Source organism: Flavobacterium sp. MR2016-29, assembly GCF_015350695.1.
In the GTDB taxonomy this organism is placed as follows: Bacteria; Bacteroidota; Bacteroidia; order Flavobacteriales; family Flavobacteriaceae; genus Flavobacterium.
In genome coordinates this window covers 404,076-417,149 of the sequence record NZ_JADKPU010000002.1, presented here as the reverse complement: position 1 = coordinate 417,149, position 13,074 = coordinate 404,076, and the positions used below count along the sequence as shown (strand labels likewise).

Genomic DNA, 13,074 nt, shown 5'->3' with positions numbered 1-13,074 from the left:
AAATTTTAACCCTGTATTTTAGTAAAATTTTTACCGAATTAAAAGGTCAGATATTTTAGTACATTTGTGGATATTTGTAGCGAATATCAAAAACAAAGGTTCAAGAAAATCATTATGAAAAGAATACTTATTACCGGAGCGGCGGGTTTTTTAGGATCACATTTGTGCGATCGTTTTATCAAAGAAGGTTATTATGTTATCGGAATGGATAATTTGATCACTGGCGATCTTAAAAACATTGAACATTTATTCAAATTAGAACATTTTGAGTTTTATCATCACGACATTACTAAATTTGTTCATGTTCCTGGTGATTTAGATTATATATTGCATTTTGCTTCGCCTGCAAGTCCGATCGATTATTTAAAAATTCCGATTCAAACTTTAAAAGTTGGATCATTAGGAACGCATAATTTATTAGGTTTGGCAAGAGTTAAAAAAGCGAGAATTTTGATAGCTTCAACTTCAGAAGTTTACGGAGATCCATTGGTTCATCCTCAAACCGAAGAATATTACGGAAACGTAAATACAATTGGGCCAAGAGGAGTTTATGATGAAGCCAAACGTTTTCAGGAATCTATCACAATGGCATATCATACTTTTCACGGTGTAGAAACAAGAATCGTTCGTATTTTTAATACTTACGGACCAAGAATGCGTTTAAATGACGGACGTGTAATTCCTGCTTTTATTGGTCAGGCACTTCGTGGAGAAGATTTAACAATTTTTGGAGACGGAATGCAAACGCGTTCTTTCTGCTATGTTGATGATCAGGTAGAAGGTATTTTTAGATTACTGCATTCAGATTATGTGTATCCGGTAAATATTGGAAATCCAGACGAAATTACAATTAAAGATTTTGCAGAAGAAATCATTAAACTTACAGGTACAAACCAGAAAGTAGTATATCATCCGTTGCCAATAAACGATCCGCTGCAGCGCCAGCCAGACACTACAAAAGCTAAGGAATTATTAGGCTGGGAAGCAAAAGTGAGCCGTTCTGAAGGAATGAAAATCACCTATGATTATTTCAGATCACTTTCTAAAGAAGAGCTTTCAAAAGAAGAGCATAAAGATTTTTCGAGTTACATAAAATAGCAGCTGAAAAAAAACATTTATGACCGCGTTTCAAACAGGAAGATACTCAAAATATATCAGGCCAATTAGTATCTTAATCGATCTGATGGTTATTGCTGTTTTGAATTTTTTTGTTTTTCAAGAATTGGTTTCAATTTTTTGGCTATACATTTTATATCAGTATGCAGGATGGGGCTTAATTGCTTTTTCTATAAAGTTTTATGATGTTTACAGATTTACGACACCAATTGAAATCATTTCAAAAATAGTAAAGCAGGGAATTTTATTTCTCTTAATTGTAATTGCTTTTTTTCCGTTTTTTAAAGAAGCTGTTTTTAGCGAAACTGCGATTGCTTTGTTTATTTCTTTAGTGATTTTACTGGTAACGATTTTTAAATTTTCATTGTTTTTTTATTTAAAAGAATATAGAATAATAACGGGAAGCAATTATAGAACGGCTGTTATTATTGGGTTTACTGCAGAAGCAATTCGGCTTAAAGATCTTTTTGAAACCAGAAAAGATTACGGATATCGGTTTCTCGGATATTTTTCAGACAAAAAAGCCAATCAGAATATTGCCGGAAAATTAGCCGATTTAAAACCTTTTGTGATTGATAATTTAGTCGACGAAATTTATTGTTCTCTAAACGAAGTGTCCAACAATTATTTGAAAGATTTAATTGATTTTGCAGACGAAAACAATAAAACAATAAAATTTATTCCGGACACAAAAGAGATTTTTTCAAAGAATTTAAAAATAGATTATTACGATTTTTTTCCGGTGCTTTCGCTAAAGCAAACCATGCTGAATGAGCCCGCGATAAAATTTTTCAAACGTACTTTTGATGTTGTTTTTTCTATTTCTGTAATCGTTTTTATATTATCATGGCTTGGACCTTTATTGGCAATTTTAATAAAGTTAGAATCTAAGGGGCCTGTTTTTTTCAAACAAGGAAGACCCGGAATTGATGAAAACGAATTTGTGTGTTATAAATTTCGTTCGATGCGAATTAATAAAACAACTGAAAAAGAGGCTTCTAAAGATGATCCACGTGTTACAACAATTGGTCGATTTATGCGAAAAACAAGTATAGACGAATTGCCGCAATTTGTAAATGTTTTATTGGGAGACATGTCAGTTGTGGGTCCGAGGCCGCATCTTTGGTCACAAAATAAAGAGTACGGCAATAAAGTAAAAAAATATATGATCCGTCATTGTGTTAAGCCAGGAATTACAGGTTTAGCTCAAGTCAGTGGTTTTAGAGGCGAAATTACAATGGAAAGAGATATGATTAACCGCATAAAATTTGATGTTTTTTATATCGAAAATTGGTCTCTTATTTTAGATTTAAAGATAATTTCTCAGACCGTAATAAACATTTTTAAAGGCGATAAAAAAGCATATTGATGAATGAATTAGTCTCTATTATAACGCCAACATTTAATACCGAAAAATACATTCGGGCAACTTTGCAATCGGTTATAGAGCAGAGTTATCAGAACTGGGAATTAATTCTGGTTGATGATGCATCTACAGACCAAACTGTTGCAATTATAAAAGAGTATGCTCAAAATGACAGCCGGATAAAACTAACTGAATTAACCAAAAATTCAGGAAACGGTTTTGCGAGAAATGTTGCCTTAGAAAAAGCAAATGGAAAATACATTGCATACTTAGATGCCGATGATTTGTGGTTTACGACGAAGTTAGAAAAGCAGATTCAGTTTTTAAAAGCAAACAATTTACCTTTCACTTTTAGCTTTTATGATTGTATCGATGAAGACGGAAATTCATTAAATAAAAGAGTAGAAGCGCCACTAAATCTCACCTACAATCAATTGTTTTTCTGCAATTATGTTGGAAATCTAACCGCTATTTACGACGCTGATTATTTTGGTAAAATTGTAATTAAAGCGACTCAAAAAAGACAAGATTGGCGTTTGTGGCTTACAATTTTAAAACAAATTAAACAAACAAAACCTGTTCCGGAACCTTTAGCCTTTTATAGAATAAGAAGAGATTCTATTTCTTCTTCAAAATTCAAATTGATAAAGCACAATTTTGGCGTTTATAGAGAATTCCACGGTTTCAATTTTGTGTTTTCTGTTTTGTTGATGACTCGGTTTTTGTTTACACAGTTGGTTATTAAACCAAGATATATAAAGAACATATAATTCTCCATCTTTTAGGTCGCAATTTGCGACAAACAGTTTTGTTCAAAATTTGAGATAACAAATTGTTACCTTGAAAAATATTATTTTATATCCAATTTTCACCCTTTTAGTTTCATCTTCCTTTTTATCAGTCAATTCATCTAAATAAGAAAAAACCAATTCAATATTTTTATCATGATTCTCTAATTTCTTCTGAATCTGAAGAATATCAACTTTAATTTCTGTTGTATCGAGAAGCATTTGCCTCACTTTCGTGAAAATACGCATGATTTGAATATTAGTTTGAATTGCTTTGTCGCTATTTAAAATACTTGAAAGCATTAATATTCCATGTTCTGTGAATGCCATTGGTGCATATCTTAAACCAATCTTATCAGAATTGGAGGTCGCAATTTGCGACCTCCAATTTTCAAATTCCTCTTTAGTTAATTCAAACATAAAATCCTCGGAAAAGCGATTTCGATTCCTTTTGACTTGTTCTTTTAATCGTTTTGTTTCTACTCCATAAAGTAAAGCCAAATCACGATCCAGCATCACTTTTTGTACGCGGATAAAATATATTTTATTAGAAATTGTTTCTTCAGAAAGTAAAGATTGATCGTCCATGAGTTTTTAAATAAAAAAACAAATGTAAGATTTTATTTATATTATAAATGAGATTTGAATTGCTTTAATTTGCCGCGATTGGTTCTTTCTAAAACTGTTTTTCTGGTAAAAGTGAAGTTTAAATTAGGTTCAAGATATAATGCAATTGCTTCTTCTATTTTCTGAATTTGATCTGAAACTAATGCTGTTTCAGCAACATATTCAATTTCAAAAGAATCTAATGTAGTTTGTTTGATAATAAATTCTTTTACGTTTCCGTCATCTTCAATAATACTTTTGGTTACGTAGTAAAACGTCAATCCAGGCGATTTTTTTCCGCTTGGTAAAATGGCTACGTCATTTGTTCTGCCAATTAGTTTTTTAAGAATTGGTTTTTGTAATGTACTTTTTTCATCTAAAATTCCAATATCGCCAATATCGTATCGAATAAAAGGATTTGCTTTATTGAATAGAGAACTAATGACAATTCGGCCCTCTTTCCCGTAAGGGAGAACTTTATTGTTTTCATCTAAAATTTCGACAAAAAGCGTTTCAGCATTAATTTGCCATTCGCCCTGTGGATTTTCAAAAGCAATTAAATCAAGTTCTGATGCACCGTATTCATTGATAATGGGAATGCCAAATTGCTTTTCTAAAAGTTTTTTATCCGATTCAAAAAGCATTTCTGAAGTCACAAAACAGGCTTTTAGTGTTGGACATATTTCATTTAAAACAATATTTTTCTTCTCTAGATATTTAGCAAATAAAACAATAGAACTCGTATAACCGTTGACATAATCGAATTTTTTCGATTTGAATTTTTTCAGAAATTTTTCTAATATTTCATCAGATAAATCAAAAACCGGAAATCGAAAACGTTGGCTTAGAAAATCCTTAAAACGTTCTTTTTGGTATCCAATAAAATCCATCGGAATGCCATAAAAACGCGCCTGATAAGAATGATTAAAATCGATCTCGAACCAGCCGAAACGCATAATATTTGAAGCCCAGGTTAAGGCATGTGAATACTTATCTTTAGCAAAAATAAAAGGAGTTCCGCTCGATCCAGAAGTTTTGTTGAGGTAAACATCTTTTAAAGAATACCCTTTTGAAAGCCTTTCTTCTAAAGGTTTTTGAAGATTCTGTTTGTTTAAAATTGGCAAATCTTCCCATTTGGGAGCAATTGTACTTCCAACTAATTCCTGATAAAAGGAATTGTTTTTAAGATGAAAAGCGACAATTTCCTTTTTCTTATTCTGAAGAAAAACAGCATATTCATCTTCAGATAAATTCACAATTTGATACAATTCGGCTTTGGCTTTCTTTATCGGAAAACCATTTAATCGAAGTGTGATATCAAACAGACGAATCATTATATTTTTAGAACAATATTAATACTGCCAGCGGTCAATTCTTTTTCAGAATATTTTGAAAAATCCTGATGTAATTTTAAATTTCTGAACTTTTGTTCTTGAGGAGAATTTGGTCCAGGATTATCGTGAGAAATATAAACAATTTCTAAATCTAAAGATTTAAAAATGTCTAAATATTGGGGCAATCTCAAACGGTTATGATAATCAAACCGTGTTTGTATTTTATCCCATTCTTTAGAACTGTATTTTAAAAACTCCTGAAGAGATAACGATTGATCAGAAAAAGCCCTGTGATCGCTGGGAGAAATAAAATGAATAATGTAAGATCCTTTATTTAAGGACTGCTTAAATTTTTCATGCATTTTAAAAATATCTTCGGGTGTAACATGTTCTAAAACAAATCTTGAAAATACAATATCGACTTTTGGAATATTGGCGTTTATTATATTTTGAGAAGGAAAATAGTGAACATTTTCTGGCAAGGAATAAGAGTTGTTTGTGCTTACAGCAATATCATTTTTGTATGTTTTTGAAAATAATGAATTGAATTTTTCAATGTTTATTTTTTGGTAATGCTTATTAATATCAAAACTATAAATTTCTTTAAGCTTATATTTATAAAGTAATATATAGGGAGAAATTGGCAGCCATCCTGAACCAATTTCAATCGCCGATTTGTTTTGTAAATCGACTTTCAAATTTGCAAAGATGTTTCCAAAGGCGCTTAATGTATTTTCAGTACTTCTTAATTTTGCTTCAATATTTTTATTCTCAGAAACATTTTGTAATTGGTGATAGATTTTCGAACCTAAAGAATCCGGAAGAATACTCAGGGTTTTAAAAATATAGGTTTTTAAATAATGTTTCATGAGGTAAATTTTCATCAAAAATAATATTATCCAACTACTAACACAGAAGAATCACGAACTTTTTAAGATTTAATTATTTTTTACGTACAAAAGCAATTATTTTTGCACCACAACTAAATACAACTATACCATGACAATTTTATTATTGGGATCAGGCGGAAGAGAACATGCTTTTGCGTGGAAAATGATTCAGAGTCCGCTTTGCGAAAAACTTTTTGTTGCACCAGGAAATGCAGGAACAGCTGCAATTGCTACAAATGTTGCAATGTCTCCAACCGATTTTGATGCGATAAAAGCATTCGTACTTGAGGAAAATGTAAAAATGGTGGTTGTAGGACCAGAAGATCCTTTGGTAAAAGGAATTTACGATTATTTTAAAAATGACGAAAATTTAAAACACATTCCGGTAATTGGGCCATCAAAATTAGGAGCTCAATTAGAAGGAAGTAAAGAATTTGCAAAAGAATTCTTGATGAAACATAATATTCCAACTGCCGCTTATGATAGTTTTACGGCTGAAACAGTTGAAAAAGGATGCGAGTTTCTAGAAACGCTACAGCCTCCATACGTTTTAAAAGCAGATGGTTTAGCAGCAGGAAAAGGAGTTTTAATTATTCAAGATCTTGAAGAAGCTAAAACAGAACTAAGAAACATGCTGGTTCACGAAAAATTTGGAGCAGCAAGCTCTAAAGTTGTTATCGAAGAATTTTTAGACGGAATAGAATTGAGCTGTTTTGTTTTGACAGACGGAAAAAGCTATAAAATTCTGCCAACTGCAAAAGATTACAAACGAATTGGAGAAGGTGATACCGGATTAAATACAGGCGGAATGGGAGCAGTTTCTCCAGTTCCTTATGTTGATGCTGTTTTGATGGAAAAAATCGAAACTAGAATCGTAAAACCAACAATCGAAGGTTTCCAAAAAGACGGAATCGAATATAAAGGATTTGTGTTTATTGGTTTGATCAATGTAAAAAACGAACCAATTGTTATTGAATACAATGTGAGAATGGGAGATCCGGAAACTGAAGTTGTGGTTCCGAGATTAAAATCTGATTTGGTTGAATTGTTTCTTTCAGTAGCAAATCAAAAATTAGATGAATTCGAATTAGAAGTTGATCCAAGAAGTGCTACAACAATTATGGTGGTTTCTGGCGGTTATCCTGAAGATTTCGAAAAAGGAAAAGTAATTACTGGATTAGAAAATATTACAGATTCGATAGTTTTTCATGCAGGAACAAAATTAGATGGCGAAAATGTCGTTAGTAATGGAGGACGTGTTTTGACAATTACATCATACGGAGACGATTTTCAACAGGCCATAAAAAAATCTTATCAAAACATAGATAAACTAAATTTTGATAAGATGTATTTTAGAAAAGATATTGGCTTCGACTTACTTTAAGAAAGAGTGAGCTGTAGTATCTTGATTTTCAGTTCCGGCGTCATCAAAAATGCGTAATTGTTTAATCCAATAAACGATTGCGCATGCGCAGATGATCATAAAAATCCAGTTAATTGTGTTTGCACCAAACCAAGTAATTAGTTCCAAACGACGCAAAAAGTCAAGAGGAGCAAACAAAATGTTAACGAATAAGTATTGTATTCCTTCAAAAAAAGCTGTCATAATTTATAAAATTATATGTTATTATTGTTTTTAACGCATTGAAGACAAAATCCAATTAATAGAATCTTTTTTCAACTTGTTGGTTTTTCCTTTTAAACAAGTATTATATTTACAATCACAAAAGTATAAAATATCCTTATGATAACAAGTGTTTTTAAAAAATCTACACCATTAAATTATTCATTGGTTGTAATTTTAATACTGGTTTTCTTTTTTCTGTTTCAAATTCAAGAACCATCTTGGGTAAGTTCTTCTTTTTTGGCTTTTCAAAAAATGAGTTTGCTGTGCTTTATTTTTGCTTCTTTTTTCTTAATTAATTTTATTGTAAAGAAGAACGGACTCAGCAAAGACAACGGATATACGATATTTTTCTATTTGTTGTTCCTTTTGTTTTTCCCTACCATATTTAATAACCCGAATGTAATATATGCCAACTTTTTTCTCCTGCTGGCACTTCGAAGATTAATATCACTTCAATCATTAAAAGCATCAAAAGAAAAGATATTCGATGCATCTTTTTGGATTTTAGTTGCTTCTTTATTTCAATTTTGGTGTATTCTTTTCCTAATTTTGGTTTTTATATCGATCATTTTTCACGTTTCTAGAGATTATAGAAACTGGGTTTTGCCCTTTATAGCGCTTTTAGCCGTTGCATCCATTTTTTATATGATCTCTTTAATTTTTCATTTTGACGCGTTTGAATTTTTCGAAAAACGCGCAGTAATGGATTTTAGGATCGATTATTTTAAAAATAATTACGAAAACGGAGCGCTTTCAATATATGTTGCCGTAGCCTTGTTTTTTGTAGTTTCGATTTTGACAACCTTATCAAACAGACCTCAAATTGTACATACTTCGTACAAAAAAGTAGTCGCTTATTTTTTTATTGCTGCTTTTGTTTTTATAATTTCACCGAATAAAAGCAATGATTTGCTGCTGTTTAGTATTGCACCTTTAAGCATTATGGCATCGAGTCATGTTGAATATATGAAGCAGAGACTAAATAATGAGATCGTATTTTACGTGCTGACTGCCTGCAGTTTGTTTACGTTTTTCTCGCAATTATAATTTACTACCGTAAGCCAGATCGCCGGCATCTCCAAGACCAGGAACAATGTAGTTTTTCTCGTTTAATTTTTCGTCTAAAGCAGCAACCCACAAATGACAGTTATCGGGAAGATTTTTTTCAAGATAAGCAACTCCTTCAGGTGCAGCAATAACAACTACAATATGAATTTCATTTGGAGTAGCATTTTCAACCAGTTTTTTATGAACCGCTACAATAGATTGTCCCGTTGCCAGCATGGGATCAAGAAGCAGAACTGTTTTATTGTTTAAGTCTGAAATCGCTTGATATTCAACTAAAATTTCAAATTCGTCATCATTATTTGGATGAAATCTGCAGGCCGAAACAAAGCTGTTTTCTGCATGATCGAAATAATTTAAAAAACCATTATGAAGTGGCAGTCCAGCTCTTAAAATTGGACATAAAACCAAATCACTTTCTATTTGAGTTGTTTTTTTAATGCCGAGCGGTGTCTGAATTTCAACATCTTTATAAGGTAAAACCTTGCTGAGTTCATACGCCATAATTTCTCCAATTCGCTCAATATTTCTTCGAAAACGCATACTGTCTTTTTGAACATTTACATTTCTGATCTGGCCCAAAAAATGATTTAAAACGCTGTTATTTTCAGATATATAATGAATTTTCATATGTTATTTTTAGTATTATCAATGATTTGTAAGATGAAAACGAAAAAATAATCGTTTTTTTCACACTATAAAAGTATAAAAAGTATCTTTGTCTCTCTAATAATTAAAGACATGTTTTCAAAATTAGCTTATTCTGTTTTCGAACAAAGCATCAAAGATTATCATCAATTTGATAATGTTGATCAGCCTATAAATAATCCTTATCCTAAGGATAAATTTGAACATTTATTATATTTAAAAAACTGGATTGACACGGTGCAATGGCATTTTGAAGATATTATTCGTGATCCTCAAATTGATCCGGTAGCCGCTCTGACTTTAAAAAGAAGAATCGATGCTTCAAACCAAGAACGTACTGATATGGTGGAATATATCGACAGTTACTTTTTGCAAAAATACAGTAATGTACAAGCAAAAGACGGAGCAAAAATCAATTCTGAAAGTCCAGCTTGGGCTTTTGACAGATTATCTATTTTAGCTTTAAAAATTTATCATATGCAGGAAGAAGCTAATCGTGCAGAGGCTTCACAAGAACATAGAGATAAATGTCAGGAAAAACTAAACATTCTTTTAGAACAAAGAAGTGATTTGTCTACAGCAATTGAAGATTTATTGACAGATATCGAAAATGGAGATAAATTCATGAAAGTGTACAAACAAATGAAAATGTACAATGACGATGATTTGAATCCTGTTTTATATCAAAACAAAAAATAATTGGCAGAATTGTCCAATAAAATTAAGCATATAGCCGTCATGAGACTATCCGCAATGGGAGATGTCGCCATGACGGTTCCTGTTTTACGTGCTTTTGTAAAACAGTATCCCGAGGTAAAACTGACGGTAATTTCTCGTCCGTTTTTTAAACCATTTTTTGAAGGAATTCCGAATCTTGAGTTTTTTGCTTTTGATGAAAAAGAACGCCACAAAGGGTTTCTTGGACTTGTGCGTTTATATACCGACGTAAAAAAACTCAAAATTGATGCTTTTGCAGATCTTCATAATGTTTTGAGATCTAAAATTGTGAGTTTGCTTTTCGCTTTAAGCGGAAAAAAAAGAGCTACTGTTGATAAAGGACGAGAAGGAAAAAAAGAATTAACGAGAGCCGAAAACAAGATTTTTAAACAATTGCCAACTATGTTTGAAAGACACGCAAAAGTGTTTGAAGAACTTGGTTTTCATTTAGATTTATCCAATCCTACTTTTCCTGAAAAAGCAGTTTTAAGTGCCGAAATTTTAGAAATTATCGGAAATCAAAATCAAAAATTAATCGGAATTGCACCTTTTGCGCAATACGATTCTAAAGTTTACCCGATAGATTTAATGAAAGAAGTTATTGCAAAATTGGCTGAAAATCCAGCTTATAAAATTTTGCTTTTTGGTGGAGGAAAAAAAGAAATCGAAATTCTGGATTCACTTTCAAAACCATTTGAAAATGTAATTAATGTAGCTGGAAAAATTAAATTTCAGCAAGAATTACAATTAATCAGCAATCTTGATATTATGCTTTCTATGGATTCTGGAAATGCACATATTGCCGCAATGCTGGGCGTAAAAGCAATTACGCTTTGGGGCGCAACTCATCCGTACGCAGGATTTTTGCCTTTTAACCAAAGTTTAGAAAACGCATTAGTTTCAGACAGAAATCAATATCCAAAATTGCCAACATCTGTTTACGGAAATAAAATCGTTGAAGGTTACGAAAATGCGATGAGAAGTATTTTGCCAAAAGAAATAATTGACAATATTCAGAGTTTAGTTTAAATTTCAACAAAAAAATTCAAATTCCAAAAGTGAGGAATGTCAAAATAAAAAATTCCAAATCCCAATTGTAAAGTTGGAATTTGGAATTTTTTTTATTGGAATTTTCTATTTTCACAAAGATTATAAATCAAGAAAAAGATATCCCATTGGTTTCTTTTTGTTTCTATCAACTACAATTTTAACAAAATGATTTTCTTTCTCAGTAGCTAACAAAATGTGTTCAAAATCATCGGTTGAATTTCTGTAAACTTTTTGTACCAATTCAGATTCTTTAACTTTTTTAGATAAAATTTTAGCCGCTTTTAATTCACTTACATAAGGCCAAATATTAAAAAAACTATCATTAGAAATTGATATTTCTGTCATTCCCCCAGTCATTGATGAATTGTACTTTTCTTTTGAGAGTAGTTTGGGAGCTTTCTTTTTTCTTTTAATTATGAAGTAGAGGCATAAAAATGATGTTACTACAAAAAGTAATATAAAAGTTAAACGGAGGTAGTGATGCATTGCCATAATATTTAATGTTTTAAAAACGTGTTGACAATTTAGATATAGCTGATAAATACGATCTTTATATAAAGAAAGTACATTAGCACAGTACTAATATAGTAAATTTATGCCATGTTTTTTAAAAAATATTCAATTTTCTGTATCATTTTTTGCCTATTATGCTTTTGATCAGAAAATACCCTTCAAAGATACCCTGCAAAATGAAATTTATAAAAAAGAGTTGTACAGGATTATAAAAAAAAATTCCAACTTAATAAGTTGGAATTTCTAATTTTTAATTTGAGACCTAACGATTATACATCATCATAATCTACATAAATAGATTCTGAAGTTGGATGTGCTTGACACGTTAAAATTAAGCCTGAAGCAATTTCTTTATCAGTTAAAATTGAGTTTTTTGTCATTTCTGCAGACCCACTTGTAACGCGTGCTAAACAGCTGCTGCAAATACCGCCTTGGCAAGAATAGGGAGCATCAATTCCTTGTTTTAATGCAGCGTCTAGAATAGTTTGTTTTTGAGACATTTCAAAAGAAACTTCATCATCATCAACTAAAACCGTAATTTTTGTATGTCCTTCCAGCGAAGTTTTTATTTCATTTTCTTGAGATGAAGAAGTAAATAGCTCGAACTTAATAGCTGATTCTTTTACATTTTTCTCTTTCAAAATATCAGAAACGGTATTGATCATTTCTTCTGGACCACACAAGAAAAATTTATCAAATTGAAGTTCTTTATGTTTGTTGTTCAATACAAAATTTACTGCAGATTTTTCGATTCTGCCAAACAATGCATTTTCGGCTTTGGCCTGACTGTATACATAATGTACAAAAAGACGGCCGACATATTGCAATTGCAAATCGTGAAGTTCTTGATGAAAAATAGTTTCTTCAGGAGTTCTGTTTCCGTAAACTAATACAAATGAGCTTTTTGGTTCACTTTTTAAAACTGATTTTATAATAGAAAGAACTGGCGTAATACCACTTCCTGCTACAAAAGCAGCATAATTTTTTTGTCTTTCAGCATCTGGTTCAAAAGTAAATTTTCCTTCAGGATGACCTACTTCTAGAACATCTCCGGCTTTTAGTTTTGTATTGGCAAATTGAGAAAACAAACCATTTTTAACGGCTTTAACAGCAATTCGCAATTCACCGCTTTCTGGTGCAGAGCAAATAGAATAAGCACGTCTTATTTCTTGATTATCAAGAGTTAATTTTAAATTTATGTATTGTCCTGCAATAAATTTATAGTCTGATTTTAGTTCTTCGGGAACATTAAAAAGTACAGAAACAGCATCGTTAGTTTCGCGTTTTACCTCTTTAATTATGAGTTTTAAGAATGAAGGCATGGTTGTATATTTTATGCAAAAGTAGCAAACAG

Annotated in this window: 14 protein-coding genes; 7 read left to right on the top strand and 7 right to left on the bottom strand. The window is 31.4% G+C overall.

Going from position 1 to position 13,074, the window contains the following annotated elements:
- Window positions 1–114 precede the first annotated feature (114 nt).
- Genes IR010_RS07735 through IR010_RS07725 form a run of 3 tightly spaced genes read left to right on the top strand, consistent with a single transcriptional unit; the run spans window position 115 to window position 3,252 of the window.
- Entirely contained in the window at window positions 115–1,098 is a 984-nt protein-coding gene (locus IR010_RS07735) for a UDP-glucuronic acid decarboxylase family protein (protein WP_029271371.1), read from the top strand.
- Between the two features lie 19 nt (window positions 1,099–1,117).
- A complete protein-coding gene (locus tag IR010_RS07730) occupies window positions 1,118–2,485 on the top strand; it encodes an undecaprenyl-phosphate glucose phosphotransferase (RefSeq protein ID WP_228515123.1) in 1,368 nt (455 codons plus the stop codon).
- Window positions 2,485–3,252, top strand: coding sequence for a glycosyltransferase family 2 protein (locus tag IR010_RS07725; RefSeq protein WP_194567593.1), 768 nt, complete (start codon window positions 2,485–2,487; stop codon window positions 3,250–3,252). The genes IR010_RS07730 and IR010_RS07725 overlap by 1 nt, the downstream gene beginning before the upstream one ends.
- Window positions 3,253–3,294: 42 nt before the next feature.
- Here IR010_RS07725 and IR010_RS07720 read toward each other — a convergent pair whose 3' ends face one another.
- From IR010_RS07720 to IR010_RS07710, 3 genes are read right to left on the bottom strand one after another with little or no spacing between them, the layout of a single operon-like run.
- Window positions 3,295–3,858 carry an ORF6N domain-containing protein gene (locus tag IR010_RS07720; protein WP_194602902.1) on the bottom strand — a complete coding sequence of 188 codons (564 nt, stop codon included), beginning with the start codon at window positions 3,856–3,858 and terminating at the stop codon, window positions 3,295–3,297.
- Between the two features lie 41 nt (window positions 3,859–3,899).
- Entirely contained in the window at window positions 3,900–5,210 is a 1,311-nt protein-coding gene (locus IR010_RS07715; protein ID WP_194602899.1) for a phenylacetate--CoA ligase family protein, read from the bottom strand.
- On the bottom strand, window positions 5,210–6,079 hold the full coding sequence (locus IR010_RS07710; RefSeq protein WP_194567605.1) for a class I SAM-dependent methyltransferase: 870 nt from the start codon (window positions 6,077–6,079) through the stop codon (window positions 5,210–5,212). Before IR010_RS07710 ends, IR010_RS07715 begins: the two co-directional genes overlap by 1 nt.
- A gap of 130 nt (window positions 6,080–6,209) precedes the next feature.
- Here IR010_RS07710 and purD point away from each other — a divergent pair, with 130 nt between their 5' ends.
- Window positions 6,210–7,484, top strand: coding sequence for a phosphoribosylamine--glycine ligase (purD, locus tag IR010_RS07705; RefSeq protein ID WP_194567607.1), 1,275 nt, complete (start codon window positions 6,210–6,212; stop codon window positions 7,482–7,484).
- On the opposite strand, the gene IR010_RS07700 is transcribed toward purD, so the two are convergent.
- The gene (locus IR010_RS07700; protein ID WP_029271378.1) at window positions 7,476–7,706 is read right to left on the bottom strand and encodes a DUF6341 family protein; all 231 of its coding nucleotides are present in this window, start codon (window positions 7,704–7,706) and stop codon (window positions 7,476–7,478) included. The genes purD and IR010_RS07700 overlap by 9 nt on opposite strands.
- A 138-nt stretch (window positions 7,707–7,844) precedes the next feature.
- On the opposite strand from IR010_RS07700, the gene IR010_RS07695 reads away from it, so the two are divergent.
- Window positions 7,845–8,774 carry a DUF6427 family protein gene (locus tag IR010_RS07695; protein ID WP_029271379.1) on the top strand — a complete coding sequence of 310 codons (930 nt, stop codon included), beginning with the start codon at window positions 7,845–7,847 and terminating at the stop codon, window positions 8,772–8,774.
- Here IR010_RS07695 and upp read toward each other — a convergent pair.
- The gene (upp, locus tag IR010_RS07690; RefSeq protein WP_029271380.1) at window positions 8,769–9,422 is read right to left on the bottom strand and encodes a uracil phosphoribosyltransferase; all 654 of its coding nucleotides are present in this window, start codon (window positions 9,420–9,422) and stop codon (window positions 8,769–8,771) included. The two genes, IR010_RS07695 and upp, sit on opposite strands and share 6 nt — an antisense overlap.
- Window positions 9,423–9,533: 111 nt before the next feature.
- Between upp and IR010_RS07685 the strand changes: the two genes are divergently transcribed.
- Both IR010_RS07685 and IR010_RS07680 read left to right on the top strand, forming a co-directional pair.
- Window positions 9,534–10,139: a DUF4254 domain-containing protein gene (locus IR010_RS07685; RefSeq protein ID WP_029271381.1), complete on the top strand. Its 606-nt coding sequence runs from the start codon at window positions 9,534–9,536 to the stop codon at window positions 10,137–10,139.
- 39 nt (window positions 10,140–10,178) lie between these two features.
- On the top strand, window positions 10,179–11,186 hold the full coding sequence (locus IR010_RS07680) for a glycosyltransferase family 9 protein (RefSeq protein ID WP_194602896.1): 1,008 nt from the start codon (window positions 10,179–10,181) through the stop codon (window positions 11,184–11,186).
- A gap of 120 nt (window positions 11,187–11,306) precedes the next feature.
- Here IR010_RS07680 and IR010_RS20115 read toward each other — a convergent pair whose 3' ends face one another.
- Window positions 11,307–11,552 (bottom strand): hypothetical protein, encoded by a 246-nt coding sequence (locus IR010_RS20115; protein WP_228515122.1) that lies wholly within the window; start codon window positions 11,550–11,552, stop codon window positions 11,307–11,309.
- 437 nt (window positions 11,553–11,989) lie between these two features.
- Window positions 11,990–13,042 carry a ferredoxin--NADP reductase gene (locus IR010_RS07670; RefSeq protein ID WP_029271384.1) on the bottom strand — a complete coding sequence of 351 codons (1,053 nt, stop codon included), beginning with the start codon at window positions 13,040–13,042 and terminating at the stop codon, window positions 11,990–11,992.
- Window positions 13,043–13,074 lie beyond the last annotated feature (32 nt).

Coding starts and splice junctions, on each gene's coding strand:
- IR010_RS07735 (WP_029271371.1), top strand. CDS start 115: ATGAAAAGAATACTTATTACCGGAGCGGCGGGTTTTTTAGGATCACAT.
- IR010_RS07670 (WP_029271384.1), bottom strand. CDS start 13,042: ATGCCTTCATTCTTAAAACTCATAATTAAAGAGGTAAAACGCGAAACT.
- IR010_RS07720 (WP_194602902.1), bottom strand. CDS start 3,858: ATGGACGATCAATCTTTACTTTCTGAAGAAACAATTTCTAATAAAATA.
- IR010_RS07685 (WP_029271381.1), top strand. CDS start 9,534: ATGTTTTCAAAATTAGCTTATTCTGTTTTCGAACAAAGCATCAAAGAT.
- IR010_RS07715 (WP_194602899.1), bottom strand. CDS start 5,210: ATGATTCGTCTGTTTGATATCACACTTCGATTAAATGGTTTTCCGATA.
- IR010_RS07725 (WP_194567593.1), top strand. CDS start 2,485: ATGAATGAATTAGTCTCTATTATAACGCCAACATTTAATACCGAAAAA.
- IR010_RS07700 (WP_029271378.1), bottom strand. CDS start 7,706: ATGACAGCTTTTTTTGAAGGAATACAATACTTATTCGTTAACATTTTG.
- IR010_RS20115 (WP_228515122.1), bottom strand. CDS start 11,552: ATGACAGAAATATCAATTTCTAATGATAGTTTTTTTAATATTTGGCCT.
- IR010_RS07730 (WP_228515123.1), top strand. CDS start 1,118: ATGACCGCGTTTCAAACAGGAAGATACTCAAAATATATCAGGCCAATT.
- purD (WP_194567607.1), top strand. CDS start 6,210: ATGACAATTTTATTATTGGGATCAGGCGGAAGAGAACATGCTTTTGCG.
- IR010_RS07710 (WP_194567605.1), bottom strand. CDS start 6,079: ATGAAACATTATTTAAAAACCTATATTTTTAAAACCCTGAGTATTCTT.
- upp (WP_029271380.1), bottom strand. CDS start 9,422: ATGAAAATTCATTATATATCTGAAAATAACAGCGTTTTAAATCATTTT.
- IR010_RS07695 (WP_029271379.1), top strand. CDS start 7,845: ATGATAACAAGTGTTTTTAAAAAATCTACACCATTAAATTATTCATTG.
- IR010_RS07680 (WP_194602896.1), top strand. CDS start 10,179: ATGAGACTATCCGCAATGGGAGATGTCGCCATGACGGTTCCTGTTTTA.